Below are 18,466 nucleotides of genomic sequence, written 5' to 3'. Positions count from 1 at the left end.
CCTAGGGTTGTTGCTGCCGGGGAGATTGCCGGGTCGTCTGTAGGGAGAGTTGTTGTGCGTGCAGCGGTTGTCACGGAGTTCGGTGGGCCTGAGGTCGTGGAGGTCGTGGAGGTCGGGGTGCCTGAGCCGGGGGACCGGCAGATACGGATCAAGGTGGCGGCCGCCGCGTTGAATCCGGTCGACGCGGGGGTGCGTGCGGGCGTTTTCGGGGGTGCGGGTGAGCGGATCGGGTTCGGCTGGGACGTGGCCGGGACCGTCGACGCGGTGGGTGGCGCGGCGGGGTGGACGGTCGGTGATCAGGTGGTGGCGTTGCAGTACGGGCCCGTCAAGCCCCTTGGTACGCACGCCGATTACGTCGTCGTCGACGCGGACGCGGTGGCCGTCGCGCCTGCCTCCGTCGACGCGGCGCACGCGGCGACCGTGCCGTTGAACGCCCTCACCGCCGCGCAGGCGCTCGATCTGCTGGCGCTGGAGGCGGGGCAGAGTCTGCTGGTCACGGGCGCGGCGGGGGCGGTTGGTGGGTACGCCGTCCAGCTCGCCGTCCGTCAGGGGCTGTCGGTCGTGGGTCTGGCCCGGGAGGCCGATGAGGAGTTCGTACGGTCGCTGGGGGCGGGCCGGTTTGTGTCGGGCGAGGTCGAGCCCCGGAGTGTGGACGGGGTCCTGGACGCGGCGATCGTCGGGGACTCGGCACTGGAGTGGGTCCGGGACGGGGGTGCTTTCGTCGCGGCCATCCCGCATACGGAGCCGGCGTCCGTGCGGGGTGTGCGGACCGCCGCCGTCGAGGTGAGCGCCGACGGGGCTCGGCTCGCGGAGCTGGTGGCCCTGGTGGATGAGGGGGTGCTGACCGCTCGGGTGGCCCAGACGTATGCGCTGGCTGATGTGGTGAAGGCGCATGCGCGGCTGGCTGAGGGTGGGGTGCGGGGGCGGCTGGTGCTTGTGCCCTAGGACGGCAAACGTCGGGCAGGGTCTAGTGGACTGCCTGTGCGTATGCCGTCGGTGGTACTCCCACCGTTGCCGTGAAGTCCCGGACCAGGTGGGCCTGGTCGGCGTAGCCGAGGTCGGCGGCCAGGGCTGCCCAGTCCGGGGGGTGGGGGGCTTCCGCGTGCTCCAGGGCTTCGTGGACGCGGTACCGCAGGATGATCCACTTCGGGCCCACGCCGACGTATGCGGCGAAGAGGCGTTGCAGGCTGCGTACGGTCATGCCCTGGGCGTGGGCGAAGTCGCCGACGTGGCGGATCGTGCGGTCGGAGCGGATGCGGTCGATGAGGGTCATGGCGAGGTCGGACTGGGGGTCCGGCCGGGGGGTCAGGTTCAGGAGGAAGGTGTCCAGGGCGGTGACGCGGGTGTCCTCGTCGTCCGGGGCGAGGATCGGCGTGGGGTCGGTGGCGGGGAAGGCCTCGGTGAGCGGGACGCGGCGGCCGGTCCAGTCGCTCACCGGGTGGGCCGGGGCGAAGGGGCGGAAGCCGCCGGGGCGGAACTGGATGCCGCAGACCCGGCCTCTTCCGGTCAGCTTCTGGGTGAAGAGGCCGAGTCCGATGCCGGCGACCTCGCCGAAGGGGTCCTGTCCCTCGTACTGCTGGAAGACGACGTTCACGGACGGGTGGGGGACGACGTGGGAGGCGTACGGCTGGGGCAGGTCCCAGTCGATCAGCCAGTAGTGCTCCAGGTAGGGGCGCAGGGGTGGGGCGGGTTCGCGGCGGCGGAAGCGGACCCGGGAGAAGAGTTCCGTGGCGTCGACGATGCCTCGGGTGTCACGGCGTGGGGCGGCCATGTCCGGATCGTAGGGCGGGGCACTGACAGTCGGGGTGTGGGGGAATAGGGAGGGCGGCGGTCTCGTTTGCGGGTATAGTTGAATCGTAAACAACCTGCGGAGGATGAGCGACCATGCAGTTCGGGATCTTCAGCGTCGGCGATGTGACACCGGACCCGACGACGGGACGGGCGCCGAGCGAGCACGAGCGCATCAAGGCCATGGTCGCCATCGCGCAGAAGGCCGAAGAGGTCGGACTCGATGTGTTCGCGACCGGTGAGCACCACAATCCGCCGTTCGTGCCGTCGTCCCCGACCACGATGCTCGGCTATGTCGCGGCGAGGACCGAGAAGCTGATCCTCTCCACCTCGACCACCCTCATCACCACCAACGACCCGGTGAAGATCGCCGAGGACTTCGCGATGCTCCAGCACCTCGCGGACGGCCGGGTCGACCTGATGATGGGCCGCGGCAACACCGGCCCTGTCTACCCCTGGTTCGGGCAGGACATCCGCCAGGGCATCAACCTCGCCATCGAGAACTACGCGCTGCTGCACAGGCTCTGGCGCGAGGACGTGGTGACCTGGGAGGGCAAGTTCCGTACGCCGTTGCAGTCGTTCACGTCGACGCCCCGGCCGCTGGACGGCGTGCCGCCGTTCGTCTGGCACGGGTCCATCCGGTCGCCGGAGATCGCCGAGCAGGCCGCGTACTACGGCGACGGCTTCTTCCACAACAACATCTTCTGGCCGGCCGACCACACGAAGAAGATGGTCGAGCTGTACCGGGAGCGGTACGCGCACTACGGGCACGGGACGGCCGAGCAGGCCATTGTCGGGCTGGGTGGGCAGGTTTTCATGCGGCACAACTCGCAGGACGCGGTACGGGAGTTCCGGCCGTACTTCGACAACGCTCCGGTCTACGGGCACGGGCCCTCTCTCGAGGACTTCACCGATCAGACGCCGCTGACCGTCGGTTCGCCGCAGCAGGTGATCGAGAAGACGCTGGCCTTCCGCGAGTACGCCGGTGACTATCAGCGGCAGTTGTTCCTGGTGGACCACGCGGGGCTGCCGCTGAAGTCCGTCCTTGAGCAGCTCGACATGCTGGGCGAGGAGGTCGTGCCCGTGCTGCGCGAGGAGTTCGCCAAGGGGCGCCCGGCCGATGTGCCGGACGCACCGACTCACCAGTCGCTGCTGACCGCCGCCCAGGAGGTGACCGTCGTATGAAGCTCGTGGTCATTTCTGCCGGGCTGAGTGTTCCGTCGTCCACGCGGTTGCTCGCCGATCGGCTGGCTGCCGCCGTGGTCCGGGAGGCCTCCGCCGATGTCCAGGTCGTCGAACTGCGCGACCTGGCCGTCGAGATCGCCCACAACTTCACCAACGGGTTCCCCGGGCGGGCGCTGGCCTCCGCGTTCGACGCGGTGTCGGCTGCGGACGGACTCATCGTCGTCACGCCGGTCTTCTCCGCCTCCTACAGCGGGCTGTTCAAGTCCTTCTTCGACGTGCTGAGCGTCAGCGACAAGGACGCGCTCGCCGGGAAGCCGGTGCTGATCGCGGCGACCGGGGGTTCGGCGCGGCACTCGCTCGTACTGGAGCACGCGCTTCGTCCGCTCTTCGCCTATCTGCGGGCCGTCGTCGTGCCGACCGGTGTGTACGCCGCTTCGGAGGACTGGGGAGCCGAGGGGCTCGCCTCGCGCATCGACAGGGCCGCCGGGGAGCTGGCGGGGCTGATGGCCGGTGTCGCCGCGTATGGGCGGAGGGGGAAGGTGGCGGCGGTGGGTGAGTCCGGGGCCTCCTCCGGTGCGGGCGGTGGGTTCGAAGTGGTTCCCTTTGAGCAGCAACTGGCCGCGTTGCGTGCCTAGTTGATCGGCTTCAGGGGCGTTTCCCCGGGTGGGTTCCCGGGGTCGGCTTCCCCGTGGTGGGTCAGGTTCCCGGGTCAGGTGAGTGGCGCGGGGACGCGGTGGTCGGGGTGGCCGTCCTTGGCGAGGATCCAGTGCGAGTCGGCGGTGGCCCGGTAGAGCCGCAGGCCCGCGCCGGGGCGGATGTCCTCGTTCGTCCATTCCCGGCCGCCGTGGGCCACCGAACGGCGGGAGAACGCCTCGATCCCCCGGGCGGTCTCATCGCCCTCCAGCAGTCTGGCGACGGCGGGCATGTACACGCCCTGCCCGGTGCCTATCGCCACCTGCGAGTCGAAGACCACGATGCCCGCCTCCGGTCGTACCGCGATGTTGCGGGAGTGGGTGACGTCCGGCGAGGAGACCCAGAAGAACTCCGTGAAGTCGATGTGCGCGAAGTAGACGGGGGAACCCCAGGGTCGTCCCGCCGCGTCGGCGGTGGACAGGACGAGGTAGTGACTGGCCTCGATGATCTGCCGCACGGTCCGGGCGGCGGGGTCGTCGGCGTTCATGTCAGCCCGCCCTGCGGTAGGTGAGGGCGAAGTCGTGCGCCCAGGTGGCGCCGTCGTGGCAGATCTCCCAGGCGCCGTCGATGGTGTTCGTGTCCTCGCTGAACTTGCCGGTGAAACGCTGGCGGAAGGTCAGCGGGGTGAAGTCGGGCGACTCCCGGGTGAGTGTCCACAGCCCGTCGGTGAGGGTCATCGCGTACAGACGGACCACGCCGCGGGTGTCGTAGTAGTGCTGTGTGTACGCGCCGGTCTCCAGGTCCGTGCTGATGATCGTCAGGCTGTCGGGTGCCCCGGGGACCGGAATCTCGGTGTGCTGGAGGAGGAACTGGCGGTCCAGGGCCCATTCGAAGCGGCTGCGCACGGGCGGGCCGTCCTCGGTGGCGGGAGGCGGTGTCGCACGGTCGCCGGGGAAGCGGGCTTCCACGGTCCACTCACCGACGAGGACGTGCAGGCGCGCCAGCACCTCTGCTCTGTTCGCGGTCACGACGATCACTCCCCATCTCCGGCGAGGCCTTTGTCCCCTCGGAGGTACAGACCGGGGCGGGCCGGCGAACTCATCGCCGGCCCGCCCCGGCTCGCGGTGAGAGCCGGGTAAGAAGGGGGGCCGGACCCTCGTTCATCAGGTGCTACGTGGCGGGGGCCAGGCAGACTGGTGGGGTGCCCCAGAATGTGCTGCTTGCCGAGGACGACCGTGCCATTCGTCATGCGCTGGAGAGGGCGCTGTCGCTGGAGGGCTATGAGGTGACGGCCGTCGCCGACGGCGTGGCGGCGCTGGCCCAGGCCCATCGGACGCCGCCCGATGTGCTGGTCCTTGATGTGATGATGCCCGGCATCGACGGCCTCCAGGTGTGCCGGGTGCTGCGTGCGGAGGGGAACCGGACGCCGATTCTGATGCTCACCGCGCTGGTGGAGACCGCCGACCGGATCGCGGGTCTTGACGCGGGGGCCGACGACTACGTGGTCAAGCCGTTCGACGTGGAGGAGGTCTTCGCCCGGCTGCGGGCGCTGCTCCGGCGCACGGGTGGCGGAGACGGCGCCCCCGATGACGTAGCCGGTGCGGTCGGGGTGAAGGCCCGGGAGCTGCCCGTTGCGGCGGGGCAGGTCGCGGCGGCCGGGGTGCGGATGGACACCCAGGCTCGGCGGGTCTGGCGTGGGGAGCGGGAGGTGGACCTGACGCGGACCGAGTTCGAGCTGCTCGAGCTGCTCGTCCGTAACGCGGGCATCGTCCTTGACCACTCCACGATCTACGACCGGATCTGGGGGTACGACTTCGGCCCCGGGTCGAAGAATCTCGCCGTGTACGTGGGGTATCTGCGGCGCAAGCTCGACGAGCCGGGGGCCTCGGGGCTGATCCATACGGTGCGGGGTGTGGGGTACGTCCTGAGGGAGGACTGAGGTGCCTCCGAGACTCCCCCAGCGACCCGAAGGGCTGCCCCGAGTCCCCGGGCGAATCATCAAGCGGTTCCTCGGGCGGCTGTCCCGGGTCCGGTTCCGGCGGGTCACCTCGCTGCGGGCCACCTTCACGGTGTCCTTCGCGGCCGTGGCCGCCGTCGTCACCGTTCTGGTCGGGTTTCTGAGCTACGACGCCGCCGCCCGGCTCGTCCGTGTGGACCAGCAGACCGTCTTCGCCGGGGTCGTGGAGGATCTGCGGGCCGAGGTGCGGCAGCAGGAGCTGGGTCCTGCGGACTTCACCTCGTCCGACAACGACCATGGCGGGGCGCTCGACAAGATCGTGCGGCCCAGTCGTACGGACGTACAGGTGCTCGGGCCCGCCGGTGCTGTTGTCGGCCCCGGGCACCCGCCGCTGCCCGTCGTCGCCGCCGACCGGCAGGCCGCGGACGCCTCAGCGGCGGGCAGGCTGGCGGAGCACAAGGAGGTACAGGTCGGCGACAGCCGGTTCCGGGTGGCGACCGTCGCGCTCGGCGGCGGGCGGGGGGCGGTGCAGGTCGCGCAGGAGTTCAGCGACACGGAGGATCTGCTGAACGAGCTCCAGCAGCGGACCGTGCTGCTCGTCGCGGCCGTCGTCATCGCCTCGGGACTGTTCGGCTGGTGGCTGGCCCGGCGGATCACCCGGCGGCTTGTGCGGCTCGCGGGGGCCGCGGAGGACGTGGCGCGGACCGGGCGGCTCGGGATCCAGGTGCCGGTCGCCGGGTACGACGAGGTGGCCCGGCTCGGGCGGTCCTTCGACCGGATGCTCGGCCGGCTCGCGCAGTCCGAGGAGGACCAGCGGCGGCTGGTCCAGGACGCGGGGCACGAGCTGCGTACGCCGCTGACCTCGCTGCGTACGAACATCTCCATGCTCCGGCGCATCGACGAGCTGCCGCCCGCCGTACGTGAGGAACTCGTCGCCGATCTGGCGCTGGAGTCCCGTGAACTGACCGACCTGGTCAATGAGTTGGTGGCACTCGCGGCGGGGCGGTCCGATACCGAGCCGGTGCGGCGCGTCGATCTGGGAGAGCTTGCCGAGGATGTCGCCATCGTCGCCCGGCGGCGCAGCGGGCGCGACATCGTCGTGCGGGTGAGTGGGGACACCGGGGTCGACGGGCGGCCCACCGCGCTGCAGCGTGCGGTGTCCAACCTGGTGGAGAACGCGGTCAAGTTCGACCGGGCAGGCAAGGCGGCGGTCGAGGTCGTCGTGACCGGGGCCGTGCCGGGTGGTCGTCCCGGAAGTGTGCGCGTCGAGGTGCTCGACCGGGGGCCCGGGATCGCCGACGGGGATCTGGAGCGGGCCTTCGACCGTTTCTACCGGGCTGCCGACGCGCGCAGTCTGCCCGGGTCGGGGCTCGGCCTGTCCATCGTGCGGGAGGTGGCGGTGGGGCACGGGGGCGCACCGTTCGCCCACCGGCGGGACGGGGGCGGCGTGGTGATCGGGTTCACGGTGGGCGACGAGGAGGGGGCGGGGGAGGAGGACGGGCGTTAGCGCCTGGCCGTGGAGGAATGGTGGCGGTGAGGCGGTCCCGTCACTCCGCCTTGTTGGTGGCGGTGAGGTGCTGTCACCGCTCCGCTTTGCTGGTGGCGGCGAGGCGGTGCCGTCACTCCGCCTTGCTGGTGGCGGTGAGGTGCTGCCGTCACTCCGCTTTGCTGGTGGCGGCGAGGCGGTCCCGTCACTCCGCCTTGCTGGTGGCGGCGAGGTGCTGTCACCACTCCGCCTCGCTGGTGGCGGTGAGGCGCTGTCGACACTCCGCCTCGCTCCTGGTTTGCGCTTCTTCTGCGCCTCGCGCCCGCCCGCGCCCCTCTGGCCTGCATGGATTCTCGGCGGCCGGGCGGGGAGCCGTCCTCTGTCTCCTCGGGCCCTGACGGCGTCGTTCGCATGCCTCGTCGGCCCGGCCGAGGTGACGCCAACCCCCCCTGTGCTGTGCGGGGATCGCGCCCAGACCCCGTCCGGTTGACCCGGTTGACCTGCTCCTTTGACAGAGCTGTGTTCTGCCTTCATCATCATTCCACTAATCAAGTAGTGAAAGGGTGGAGGAGGGAGTGGAATTTCGCATCGACCGGCGGAGCGGGGTGGCCGCGTACCAGCAGATCGTGTTGCAGACGAAGCAGGCTCTGCGGCTGGGTGTGCTGGTGCCGGGGGACCGGCTGCCGACGGCCAAGGAGGTCGCGGCGAGCTGCGCGGTCAACCCGAACACGACGCTGAAGGCGTACCGCGAGCTGGAGCGGGAGGGGCTTGTCGAGCCGCGCCCGGGTCAGGGCACCTTCGTACGCCGGTCGCTGGCCAGCCCTCAGGCGGGCGCGGACTCACCGCTGCGCGGGGCGCTGGAGGAGTGGATGGACCAGGCGCGCGAGGCGGGTCTGGAGCGGGAGGACGTGGCGGCGCTGGTCGCCTCGGTGCTGGAGGACCGGTATCCGCAGAGTGCGGCTGCCGCGGGGAATTCGGAAGTCTCAGGGAACGGGGAGTACAGGTGAGCAGCGCGATGACACACGCGGTGAGCGCGATGGAGGCGTACGGCGTGGGGAAGAAGTACCGGCGGGGCTGGGCCCTTCGGGACTGTTCGTTCCGGTTGCCGGCCGGCCGGATCTGCGGGCTTGTGGGTCCCAACGGGGCGGGCAAGACCACGCTGTTGGGGATCGCGGCGAATCTGCTGGCGCCGACGAGCGGCACACTGCGGGTGTTCGGCGAGGTTCCGGAGTCGCTGGAGGCCGGCCGGCGTACCGCGTTCCTGGCCCAGGAGAAGCCGCTGTTCCGCCGCTTCACCGTCGCCGACACTCTGCGGCTCGGCCGTGAGCTGAACCCCGGCTGGGACCAGAAGGCCGCCGAGGACATCGTCCGCGCGGGCAACGTCCCCTTCGAGGCGAAGATCGGCACGCTGTCCGGCGGGCAGCGCACCCGGGTGGCCTTCGCGCTCGCCTTCGGCAAGCGGCCCGGTCTGCTGCTCCTGGACGAGCCGATGTCGGACCTGGACCCGCTGGTGCGCCACGAGATGATGGGCACTTTGCTGGCCGAGGCCGCCGAGCACGGCACCACCGTGCTGATGTCCACCCACATGATCACCGAGCTGGAGAACGTCTGCGACTTCCTGGTGGTCATAGCCGAGGGCGGACTGCGGCTGGCCGGTGACGTGGACGAACTCCTCGCCGCCCACACCCTGCTCACCGGGGTTCATGACGGCCCGGGTCTCCCCGAGGCCCTGGCACAGCACACGGTCGTCGAGTCGCGCAGCAGCGGACGGCAGGTGAGGGCGTTGGTGCGCCCGGAGGGACCGGTCGGCGGCGCCTGGCAGGCCGACGCCCCGAACCTGGAGGAGCTTCTCCTCGGCTATCTGCGCTCCCCGCAGGCCCCGCCCCTGATCACCCCGGCCGCGCGGGTAGGCGACCGCGCCGTCGCGAAGGCGGTGGCGGCATGAGTACGTTGACCACCACGAGCACTCCGGCCGGCACCGAGCCGGTACGCCGCGGGCCTCGCCTCAGTGGGCTGAACTGGCTGGTCTGGCACCAGCACCGGGCCGCCTTCTGGACCCTGATCGCCTTCACCGTCGTCGCCGTCGGCTGGATGGCCTACCAGCGTGGGCAGTTGACGGACCAGCTGAACGCCGTTCCCGGGTGGCCCCACCCGACGGATGACAACTGGTTCATGAAGGTCGACAGCGCCGCGCTGACCTGGACCGGTACCGGCCTCGGGTTCATCCCCGTCGTGATCGGCGTCTTCCTCGGCGCGCCGCTGCTCGCGGGGGACCTGGAGAACGGCACCGCCAAACTGGTCACCTCCCAGTCGGTGAGCCGGGTCCGCTGGATCGCCGCGAAGCTGGGGATCACCGCTCTCGTGGTCGTACCGCTGACCCTCGTGCTGTCCGTGGTGTTCGGCTGGTGGTGGGGGCCGGTCAAGAGCAAGCCGACCGTCCTCGACTGGACCTCCGGCCTGCTGTTCGACAACACCGGGCCCGTGCCGATGGCGCTCACCCTGTTCACCCTGGTCGGCGGCGTCGCGATCGGCATGCTGCTGCGCCGGACCCTGCTGTCGATGGTCGTCACGCTCGGCTTCGCCGTCGCCGTGCAGCTGGTCTGGTCGTACTTCCGGCTGGATCTCGCCGACGTGGTCACGGTGACCACCAGCAACGGGGTCGGCGAGAACGCCTACCCGGCCGTGCCCGACACCGCCTACTCGCTCGACCAGTCCTATCTCACCGCCAACGGCGATCTCATCGGCTGGGGCAACTGCAACGAGGCCACGGAGAAGGCGGCCAACGCCTGCCTGGAGCAGAAGCAGGTCATCGGCTGGTCGGTCGACTACATCCCCTTCTCGCAGATGTCGTCCATGCAGTGGTTCGGCGCCTCCGTCCTGCTGGCCCTGACCGCTGCCGTCACGGTGTTCATCCTCGTCTGGGGCCGTAAGCGTCTCGTCTGACCTTCGCTCCGCCCTTTCACGAATCTCGCTGTTCACGATCCCGCCCTGGAGGCGCCGCCTCCGGGGCGCGGTTCGTCATGCCCTCGATCAACCCGAACTGCCCTCGATCAACACCGAACCGCCCTCGATCAACTCCGAACTGAAAGGCACGTGTTGAGCAAGCACAGGAAACGAGCGGTCGTGGTCGCCCCGCTGGCGGCCGTCGTTCTCGCCGCCGGACTGCTGACCGGTACGGCCGGCGGAGCGCAGGCGCTGCCTGAAGCCGCCGGTCCGGGCCATGACTCGCCGGCCGTCGATGGCGGTGCGAAGACGGTCACGCTCGTCACCGGCGACCGGGTCACCCTGGACGCCACCGGAAAGGTCACCCGCGTCACGGCCGCCGAAGGCCGCGAGGGGACGGCTTTCCGTGTCGAGCAGGCCGGCGGCCACGCCTACGTCGTGCCGCGCGACGCCGACGCGCTGATCGCGAACGGCACGGCGGACCGCCGGCTGTTCGACGTGACGGAACTGGTGGCGTCGCGCTACGACGACGCGGCCCGCGCGGACCTGCCGCTGATCGTCACGTACGACAAGGGCAAGTCCCTCACGGCGAGCACCTTTTCCGCGTCCGGGGCCACCGTCCGCCGGGACCTGCCCAGCGTCAACGGCGACGCCCTGCGGGCCCGCAAGTCCCGGGGCGCCGCACTCTGGCAGACCCTCACCGGCAGCGGCGCGGCGCGGGGTTCGGCCGCCGCCGCCAGTTCGGCGAAGGTCGCGTCGATCCGGCTCGACGGCCGGGTCGAGGCCGCCCTGGACAGGAGCGTGGCGCAGATCGGCGCCCCCGAGGCCTGGCAGGCCGGGTACGACGGCAAGGGCGTCAAGGTCGCCGTCCTTGACACCGGAGTGGACGCGACGCACCCGGACCTGACGGACCGTATCGACGCGCAGAAGAACTTCTCCGACGCCACGGACACCGTGGACCGCGTGGGCCACGGCACGCATGTGGCCTCGACGATCGCGGGCTCCGGTGCCAAGTCGGGCGGCACGTACAAGGGTGTCGCGCCCGGTGCCCGGCTGCTCGTCGGCAAGGTGCTCGACGACTCCGGCTCGGGCTACGAGTCCGGCATCGTCGCCGGTATGCAGTGGGCCGTCGCCGAGGGCGCCAAGGTGGTGAACCTCAGCCTGGGCGGCCCGGACACCGCCGGCATCGACACCCTCGAACAGGCCGTGAACGACCTGTCGGCCGGCTCCGGCACCCTCTTCGTCATAGCCGCCGGCAACGACGGCCCCGACGAGGGCACGATCGGCTCGCCCGGCAGCGCCGCCGCCGCGCTCACCGTCGGCGCGGTGGACCGGGAGGACGCCACAGCCGACTTCTCCAGCCGCGGCCCCACCGCCGACGGCTCCCTCAAGCCCGACATCACCGCCCCCGGCGTGGACATCGTCGCCGCGCACGCGGCGCAGGGCACGGACGGGGATCCGGCCGCCGACGGCTATGTGTCGATGAGTGGTACGTCGATGGCGACCCCGCACGTCAGCGGCGCCGCCGCGATCCTCGCGCAGGAGCACCCCGACTGGACCGGCGAGCAGATCAAGGCCGCCCTCACCGCCTCCGCGAAGCCCCTCGCCGGAGTCTCCGCGTATACGCAGGGCACCGGCCGCACAGATGTCGCCAAGGCGATCACCCAGCAGCTCACCAGCAGTCCCACCTCGCTCGGCTTCGGTACCCAGCAGTACCCGCACACCGACGACCGGCCGGTGAGCAAGGAGGTCAGCTACCGCAACGTGAGCGACCGGCCGCTCACCCTGGACCTGGCCACCGAGGCCTACGGCGTGGACGGCAAGCCCGCCGCCGACGGCACGTTCGAGGTCTCGCCTAAGCGGCTCACCGTCCCCGCGGGCGGCAAGGCGTCCGCCACCGTCACCGCCGACAGCAGCGCGGGCACGATCGACGGCACCTTCGCCGGCGCGGTCACCGCGACCTCCGTCTCCCCTGCCGACGGCACCACCACCGCCGACGGAAAGGCCAACGCCGAGGGGGCGCCCACCACCGCGCGGACCGCCATCGGCATCAACCGTGAGGTCGAGTCGTACAACCTGACGATCAAGCATCTCGACCTGAAGGGGAAGGCGACCGGCGACTCGGAGACCGGGATCTACGGCCTGGACAACACCGTCTGGCAGGACGTCTCCGACCGGACCGACGGTCAGGTCACCGTGCGGCTGCCCAAGGGGCGTTACAGCCTGGACGGCCGGATCGTCACCGGCGGTGACGGGTACGCCGTCCTGCTGAACCCGAAGTTCACGCTGGCCAAGGACACCACCCTGGTCATGGACGCCCGCAAGGCCAAGCCCGTACGGATCACCGTGCCGGACGCCGCGGCGAAGAACACCGACGCCATGGTCACCTTCCACAACAGCGTCAACGCCGACAACTCCTACGCCACCACCTACCTCGCCGACAGCTTCAAGGACCTGCGCTTCGGCCAGTTCGGCGCGCGCGTGCCCGCCGGGGAGGCGCTCGCGCAGTACACCGGGACCTGGAAGCACGGGAGCGTGAACTACCGGCCGGCCTGGAACCGTACCGGCGACCTGGCGGGCTTCACCCAGAACATCCGGCGCTCACAGCTCGCCAAGGTCAATGTCGTCATCGGCGCGCCCGCCAATGGGAAGACCGCGAGTGTCGTCGCCGCGCCTCTGCTGCCCACCGGCTCCTGGTTCGACCTGAGCCCGGGCGAAGGCGGCCGTCTGCCGCTGACCGGCACCGAATACGTACTCCCCAACGGCGTCAAGTGGCATTACTCGGTTTCCCAGTCGGGCGCCCCGGGCGCGGACGGCGAACCGGTGTACGAGAGCAGCCAGTCCGCCTCGCCCAAGGCGTACGCGGCGGGCAGGGAGTACACCGAGCGGTTCAATATCGGCGTCTTCGGCCCGTCCCTCCCCGCCGGCACCCTCACCCCCGGATACGAAAGCCCCGGCGCACTCCGCAGCGGCGACGAGTTCGCGGCGTACCTGCCGCTGTTCTCCGACGGCGCGGGCCATCTGGGCGAGTCCGCGTACACCAAGGCTACGAGCGGGCTCTACGCCGACGGCACGAAGGTCTTCGCCGAGAGCTCGCCGCTGAACGGCGACGTCCACACGCTCCCCGCCGGGAAGCACACCTACCGGCTCACCACCGACGTCTCCCGGGCGACGGCCCAGAGCGCGGTCAGCAGCCGGGTCACCGCCGCGTGGACCTTCGCCTCCTCGCACGTCGCCGGGGACACCGCCGTGCGGCTGCCGCTGTCGGTGGTCCGCTTCACGCCGAAGCTGTCGACTGCCAGTACGGCCAAGGCCGGCGCGAGCTTCGCCGTACCGTTCAGGATCGAAGGCGCGGCCAAGGCCTCCACCGTCCGCAAGCTCGCCTTCAAGGTGTCCTACGACAACGGCAGGACCTGGAAGACCGCCAAGGCCGTGGACGGCAAGCTGCTGAAACTGCGCCACCCCGCCAAGGCCGGCACGGTCTCGCTCCGCGCCACCCTCACCGACGCCGACGGCAACACCCTGGAACAGACGGTGTACCGGGCCTATCGCACGACCAAGTAGCAGCCCCCTGTTGGGTGCACGTCGGCGTTAACCGACGTGCACCCGGGGGCGGCGTGCCCGGTCGGGTTCCGCCTCGCGGAGCACCTCGCGGGTCACCGGGGCCACCTCGCCCTGACCGAAGAGGAAGAAGCGGAGGAAATTGGTGAAGGGGTTGCCCTCGGTCCACTCGAAGTAGATGTGCGGGGTCTGGCCGGTGGAGTCGCGGACGTACAGGAGGAGGGCCGCGAGGGCGTTGGGGATGGAGGAGGACTCCAGGGTCAGGACGCGGTAGCGGCCGTGCATGACCTCGCCGCGTACGGTCAGACCCGTCTCGAACTCCGAGGCGTCCAGGACGGTGACCTCGACGAAGACGAAGTCCTCCTGGCTGGGTACGTCGTTGTCGGCGCGGATCTGCTCGATCTTCTCGCGGTACTCGGTGATGTCGCGGTTGTCGGGCTCGTTGGCGATGAAGCGGGCCCGGCGGCTCGCGATGTCCCTGACGAAACGATCCGCCATGGGGTCCATGGTCAGGCTGGTGACGCGCAGTTCGAAGGCGCGGGCGAGCCGGGACAGGAGCGAGACGAGGATGATCGCGGCGATGAAGCAGGCGCCGATCTTGACGCCGTCGGGACGCTCGATGACGTTCACGACGGTCGTGTAGAGGAAGACCGCCGAGATGACACCGAAGGCGATGGTCCAGTTGCGCTGGCCCGCCTTGCGCGCGGCGATGGTGACTGCGACGGCGGCGGAGCTGATGAGGACGAGGACACCGGTGGCGTACGCGCCGCCCTGCGCGTCGACGTCGGCGTCGAAGATCCAGGTCACCAGGAACGCGACCAGGGTGAAGACGATCACCATGGGGCGGACCGCGCGCGCCCAGTGCGGGGCCATGCCATAGCGGGGGAGGTAGCGCGGCATGAGGTTGAGCAGGCCGGCCATGGCGGAGGCGCCGGCGAACCACAGGATGGCGATCGTGGAGACGTCGTAGACCGTGCCGAAGGCGTTGCCGAGGTACTCGTGCGCCAGATAGGCGAGCGCGCGGCCGTTGGCGTCGCCGCCCGACTCGAACTCCTTCTCCGGGATGAGCAGCGTGGTGATGAAGCTGGTCGCGATCAGGAACACACTCATGATCACGGCGGCGACCGTGAGCAGCTTCTTCGTGCCCCGGATGCGGCCTGCCGGCTTCTCCTCGGTGTCGCCCTCCTTGCCCTCGACGTGCGGCATGACCGCCACGCCCGTCTCGAAGCCGGAGAGGCCGAGGGCCAGCTTGGGGAAGACCAGCAGGGCCACGCCGATCATCGCGAAGACGTTGCCGTGTTCGGCGGTCAGGGCGGTGGACCAGTCGGTGATGACATGGCCCTTGGTGATCACATGCCAGAGGCCCACGATCGTGACCACGACGTTGAGCCCCAGATAGATGCCCACCAGGACGACCGCGACGCCGATCGCCTCCAGGAAGCCCTTGAGGAACACCGCGCCGAGGAGGGCGACCAGGATGAGGGTGATGATCAGCTGCTTGTCGTGCAGGGTCTCGGTGAGGTGCGGGTTCTCCACCAGGTGGGTGGAGGCGTCCGCCGCCGACAGGGTGATGGTGATCAGGAAGTCGGTGGCGGCGAAACCGAGCAGGGTGAGGACGAACAGCTTGCCCTTCCAGAACGTCAGCAGGCGCTCCAGCATCGCGATCGACCCCTGGCCGTGCGGGCTCTCCTCGGCCACCCGGCGGTAGACGGGGAGTGCGCCCGCGAGGGTGACGATCACCAGCACGATGGTGGCCACCGGGGAGAGCAGACCGGCCGCCAGCGCCGCGATGCCCGGCTGGTAGCCCAGCGTGGAGAAGTAGTCGACGCCGGTCAGACACATCACCCGCCACCAGCGCTGACCCTCGTGCGCGGGGGTGCTGGGCGGGGTGTGCGGGCCCGGCTGCGGGGTCTTGGCCATCTCGGAGAGGCCCTGGAGCATCCACGTCCGCAGACGGCTCGCACGGGCGTCCTTGTCGGTGGTGGCCATCGGTGTGCTCCTGACGTGCTGCCCAGTGGGGTTTCCGGCCATGACACGGACGGCCGGGCCAGCGTATGCAACCAGTGATCCACAGGCCCAGGGGCTCCCGCATGTTGAGAGGAACGTCTCCCGGCCGTCACCGCCTGTTGGCGCCGGCCCGGGTCTGCCCGTGCCGGACCGCCGCTCGTCAAGGCGGTGTCAACTTCCTCGTGAGCGGCGCAAGGGAGGCGTCAAGATCGCTACACGGCGGGTGGCCGCGCGCTTGGCTTGCAGGGGTGAATGACGTATGGCGTACCGCGGGCGAAGGACGTACGGCGGATGGGTGACGTATGGCGTACTGCGGACGAAGGACGTACGGCGGATGGAGACGTACGGCCGGGTCGGCTGAAGGTCTACCTCGGGGCCGCCCCGGGAGTGGGCAAGACCTACCGCATGCTCGACGAGGGGCGGCGCAGGGCCGCACGCGGAGCCGATGTGGTGGTGGGGTTCGCGGAGTGCCACGGGCGTCCGCGGACCGAGGCCATGCTCGACGGGCTCGAAGTGCTGGCGGCCGTCCGCTGCGACTACCGGGGCGCCGCGTTCACGGAGATGGACCTCGCCGGGGTCCTCGCGCGGCGGCCGCAGGTCGCGATCGTGGACGAGTTCGCGCACAGCAACGTTCCCGGCGACGGACGCAACGCCAAGCGCTGGCAGGACATCGAGGAACTGCTCGCCGCCAGGATCGACGTCGTCACGGCGCTCAACATCCAGCACCTGGAGTCCCTCAACGACGTGGTCGAGAAGATTACGCGGGTGCCGCAGCGCGAGACGGTGCCCGACGAGGTCGTCCGGCGGGCGCAGCAGATCGAGCTGGTGGACATCCCGCCCGAGGGGCTGCGCCGCCGGATGGCGCACGGAAACATCTACGCCCCCGAGAAGGTCGACGCGGCCCTCGCCAACTACTTCCGGCCCGGCAATCTGACCGCCCTGCGCCAGCTCGCCCTGCTGTGGGTGGCCGACCGGGTCGACGAGGCACTGCAGTCCTACCGCTCCGAGCACGGGATCGGCCGGGTCTGGGAGACGCGGGAGCGCGTGGTGGTCGCGCTGACCGGCGGGCCCGAGGGTGACACCCTGATCCGGCGGGCCGCCCGCATCGCCGACCGGTCCGCGGGCGGTGATCTGCTCGCCGTGCATGTGAACCGCAGCGACGGGCTCGCCGCCGGGACCTCGCACGCCGCGCTCGCCCGGCAGCGGCGGCTCGTCGAGGGCCTCGGCGGCAGCTACCACTCGGTGGTCGGCGACGACGTCGCCACCGCGCTCGTCGACTTCGCGCGCGCCGAGAACGCCACCCAGCTCGTCCTCGGCACCAGCCGCCGCGGGCGTCTCGAACGTTTCGTCAACGGGCGCGGCACCGGCGAGACGGTGGTGGAGCTGTCCCGCGACATCGACATCCACATGGTCACGCACGAGCGCGCCGGGCGCGGCACGCTGCTGCCGTCGCGCCGCCGTACGCTGCCGACGGCGCGGCTCGTCGCCGGGCCGGTGGCCGGTCTTGTGCTGCCGGTGCTGCTCACCCTCGTCCTCGCCCAGGTGCGCGGCACGGTCAACCTGACCAGCGAGGCGCTGCTGTTCCTGCTCACCGTGGTGGGCGTGGCCTGCATAGGCGGTGTCACCTCGGCGGTGATCGCCTCCATCACGGCGTCGTTGCTGCTCAACTACTGGTTCATCCCGCCCATAGGGCAGTTCACCACCCTGAGCGATCCGAACGCCATGCTCGCGTTGGCGGTCTTCGCGATCGTCGCCGCCACGGTGGCCGCAGTCGTTGACCGGTCGCTACGGCTGTCCAGACGCAGCGCCCGCGCCACCGCCGAGGCGGAGACCATGTCGTCCCTCGCCGGCACGATCGTGCGGGGCGGGGCGACGATTCCGGCGCTGCTTGAACGTACGAGGGAGACCTTCGGCATGGACTCGGCGGAACTGGTCGAGGAACCGCCCGACTCCGACTCCGACGCTCACTCGGGTTCCGGCTCCGGTGTGACCTCCGTGCCCATCGGCCCCGGGACCTGGCTCGTCCTGTACGGCCGTACGCTGCCCTCCTCCGAGCGGCGGGTCCTCGCCGCGTTCGCCGCGCACGTCGGCTCCGCCGTCGACCGGGCCCGTCTCGCGGAGGCCGCCGCCGAGGTCGAACCGGTCAGAGCGGCCGACCGGATGCGTACGGCGCTGCTGCGGGCGGTCGGTCACGACCTGCGCACCCCGCTCGCCGCCGGGTGGGCCGCCGTCGCCTCGCTGCGCAGCCGTGACGTGGAGTTCTCCACCGAGGACCGGGACGAACTGCTCGCCACTGCGGATGAGTCGATGGCCAAACTGAACCGGCTGGTGGAGAACCTTCTCGACCTCAGCCGCCTCCAGGCCGGCGTCCTCACCCTCAACCTGCGCGCGACCGCGCTGGAGGAGGTCCTGCCCGCCGCCCTCTCCGACGCCCCCGGAGCCGTCGAGATACAGGACCTGGAGGAGATCCCGGCGGTACTGGCCGACCCGCCGCTCCTGGAGCGCGTGATCGCCAACCTGGTCGGCAACGCCGCCCGGCACAGCCCGGCCGGCCGCAAGGTCCTCCTCACCGCCAGCGCCCACGCGGGCCGCGTCGAGGTCAGGGTGATCGACCGTGGGCCGGGTCTGCCGCCCACCGGCCGCGACCGCCTCTTCGAGCCCTTCCAGCGGCTGGGCGACACGGACAACACGACCGGGCTCGGGCTGGGTCTCGCCCTGTCCCGGGGGCTGGCGGAGGCGATGGACGGCACCCTGGTCCCGGAGGACACCCCGGGCGGGGGGCTGACGATGGTGCTTTCGCTGCCGTTCGCGGAGCGGGGGCAGGTGGTGGGGTGGGAGGTGGCGCACCGGGAGCACCGGGCGCTGGGGTGATACCGGCACCCGGCTCGGCCCCGATATCGGTGGGC

Annotated in this window: 14 protein-coding genes; 10 read left to right on the top strand and 4 right to left on the bottom strand. The window is 70.7% G+C overall.

Annotated features, from left to right (window positions below; translation table 11 throughout):
- The first annotated feature begins 54 nt into the window (after positions 1-54).
- Positions 55-945: a zinc-binding dehydrogenase gene (locus ACFVKT_RS34865; RefSeq protein WP_385739085.1), complete on the top strand. Its 891-nt coding sequence runs from the start codon at positions 55-57 to the stop codon at positions 943-945.
- A gap of 22 nt (positions 946-967) precedes the next feature.
- Here the strand turns inward: ACFVKT_RS34865 and ACFVKT_RS34860 are convergent, their stop codons facing one another.
- Positions 968-1,771, bottom strand: a complete 804-nt coding sequence (locus tag ACFVKT_RS34860) for a DUF6597 domain-containing transcriptional factor (RefSeq protein WP_385739082.1) — start codon at positions 1,769-1,771, stop codon at positions 968-970.
- A 113-nt stretch (positions 1,772-1,884) separates the two neighbouring features.
- Between ACFVKT_RS34860 and ACFVKT_RS34855 the strand changes: the two genes are divergently transcribed.
- Together ACFVKT_RS34855 and ACFVKT_RS34850 are read left to right on the top strand one after the other, a co-directional pair.
- Positions 1,885-2,973 (top strand): LLM class flavin-dependent oxidoreductase, encoded by a 1,089-nt coding sequence (locus tag ACFVKT_RS34855; protein WP_385739079.1) that lies wholly within the window; start codon positions 1,885-1,887, stop codon positions 2,971-2,973.
- A complete protein-coding gene (locus ACFVKT_RS34850) occupies positions 2,970-3,608 on the top strand; it encodes an FMN reductase (RefSeq protein ID WP_385739076.1) in 639 nt (212 codons plus the stop codon). Before ACFVKT_RS34855 ends, ACFVKT_RS34850 begins: the two co-directional genes overlap by 4 nt.
- Positions 3,609-3,682: 74 nt before the next feature.
- Here the strand turns inward: ACFVKT_RS34850 and ACFVKT_RS34845 are convergent, their stop codons facing one another.
- Positions 3,683-4,153 (bottom strand): pyridoxamine 5'-phosphate oxidase family protein, encoded by a 471-nt coding sequence (locus ACFVKT_RS34845; RefSeq protein ID WP_385739073.1) that lies wholly within the window; start codon positions 4,151-4,153, stop codon positions 3,683-3,685.
- A 1-nt stretch (position 4,154) separates the two neighbouring features.
- Positions 4,155-4,634 carry a hypothetical protein gene (locus tag ACFVKT_RS34840; protein ID WP_385739070.1) on the bottom strand — a complete coding sequence of 160 codons (480 nt, stop codon included), beginning with the start codon at positions 4,632-4,634 and terminating at the stop codon, positions 4,155-4,157.
- 173 nt (positions 4,635-4,807) lie between these two features.
- On the opposite strand from ACFVKT_RS34840, the gene ACFVKT_RS34835 reads away from it, so the two are divergent.
- The 6 genes from ACFVKT_RS34835 (at position 4,808) to ACFVKT_RS34810 (ending at position 13,556) form a co-directional block, all read left to right on the top strand.
- On the top strand, positions 4,808-5,545 hold the full coding sequence (locus ACFVKT_RS34835; RefSeq protein WP_385739067.1) for a response regulator transcription factor: 738 nt from the start codon (positions 4,808-4,810) through the stop codon (positions 5,543-5,545).
- Between the two features lie 58 nt (positions 5,546-5,603).
- Positions 5,604-7,070 carry an ATP-binding protein gene (locus ACFVKT_RS34830; protein WP_385739205.1) on the top strand — a complete coding sequence of 489 codons (1,467 nt, stop codon included), beginning with the start codon at positions 5,604-5,606 and terminating at the stop codon, positions 7,068-7,070.
- Between the two features lie 554 nt (positions 7,071-7,624).
- Positions 7,625-8,056, top strand: a complete 432-nt coding sequence (locus ACFVKT_RS34825; RefSeq protein WP_385739063.1) for a GntR family transcriptional regulator — start codon at positions 7,625-7,627, stop codon at positions 8,054-8,056.
- Positions 8,057-8,064: 8 nt separating this feature from the next.
- Positions 8,065-8,994 (top strand): ABC transporter ATP-binding protein, encoded by a 930-nt coding sequence (locus tag ACFVKT_RS34820; protein WP_385739202.1) that lies wholly within the window; start codon positions 8,065-8,067, stop codon positions 8,992-8,994.
- Entirely contained in the window at positions 8,991-9,992 is a 1,002-nt protein-coding gene (locus ACFVKT_RS34815; protein WP_385739060.1) for an ABC transporter, read from the top strand. Before ACFVKT_RS34820 ends, ACFVKT_RS34815 begins: the two co-directional genes overlap by 4 nt.
- 180 nt (positions 9,993-10,172) lie before the next feature.
- Positions 10,173-13,556 (top strand): S8 family peptidase, encoded by a 3,384-nt coding sequence (locus ACFVKT_RS34810; protein ID WP_385739057.1) that lies wholly within the window; start codon positions 10,173-10,175, stop codon positions 13,554-13,556.
- A gap of 27 nt (positions 13,557-13,583) precedes the next feature.
- On the opposite strand, the gene ACFVKT_RS34805 is transcribed toward ACFVKT_RS34810, so the two are convergent.
- On the bottom strand, positions 13,584-15,542 hold the full coding sequence (locus ACFVKT_RS34805) for an amino acid transporter (RefSeq protein WP_385739054.1): 1,959 nt from the start codon (positions 15,540-15,542) through the stop codon (positions 13,584-13,586).
- Positions 15,543-15,851: 309 nt separating this feature from the next.
- On the opposite strand from ACFVKT_RS34805, the gene ACFVKT_RS34800 reads away from it, so the two are divergent.
- Positions 15,852-18,431 carry an ATP-binding protein gene (locus ACFVKT_RS34800; protein ID WP_385739199.1) on the top strand — a complete coding sequence of 860 codons (2,580 nt, stop codon included), beginning with the start codon at positions 15,852-15,854 and terminating at the stop codon, positions 18,429-18,431.
- Positions 18,432-18,466 lie beyond the last annotated feature (35 nt).

The sequence above is a fragment of the Streptomyces sp. NPDC127595 genome, assembly GCF_042671685.1.
GTDB lineage: Bacteria > Actinomycetota > Actinomycetes > Streptomycetales > Streptomycetaceae > Streptomyces.
Note: the sequence above shows the minus strand (reverse complement) of the source record. Positions and strands in the feature narration are given on the sequence as shown.

Excerpts from the sequence above, each read along its gene's own strand:
- ACFVKT_RS34860 (WP_385739082.1), bottom strand. The coding sequence starts at position 1,771 with ATGGCCGCCCCACGCCGTGACACCCGAGGCATCGTCGACGCCACGGAA.
- ACFVKT_RS34855 (WP_385739079.1), top strand. The coding sequence starts at position 1,885 with ATGCAGTTCGGGATCTTCAGCGTCGGCGATGTGACACCGGACCCGACG.
- ACFVKT_RS34850 (WP_385739076.1), top strand. The coding sequence starts at position 2,970 with ATGAAGCTCGTGGTCATTTCTGCCGGGCTGAGTGTTCCGTCGTCCACG.
- ACFVKT_RS34845 (WP_385739073.1), bottom strand. The coding sequence starts at position 4,153 with ATGAACGCCGACGACCCCGCCGCCCGGACCGTGCGGCAGATCATCGAG.
- ACFVKT_RS34820 (WP_385739202.1), top strand. The coding sequence starts at position 8,065 with ATGACACACGCGGTGAGCGCGATGGAGGCGTACGGCGTGGGGAAGAAG.
- ACFVKT_RS34815 (WP_385739060.1), top strand. The coding sequence starts at position 8,991 with ATGAGTACGTTGACCACCACGAGCACTCCGGCCGGCACCGAGCCGGTA.
- ACFVKT_RS34805 (WP_385739054.1), bottom strand. The coding sequence starts at position 15,542 with ATGGCCACCACCGACAAGGACGCCCGTGCGAGCCGTCTGCGGACGTGG.
- ACFVKT_RS34800 (WP_385739199.1), top strand. The coding sequence starts at position 15,852 with ATGGGTGACGTATGGCGTACTGCGGACGAAGGACGTACGGCGGATGGA.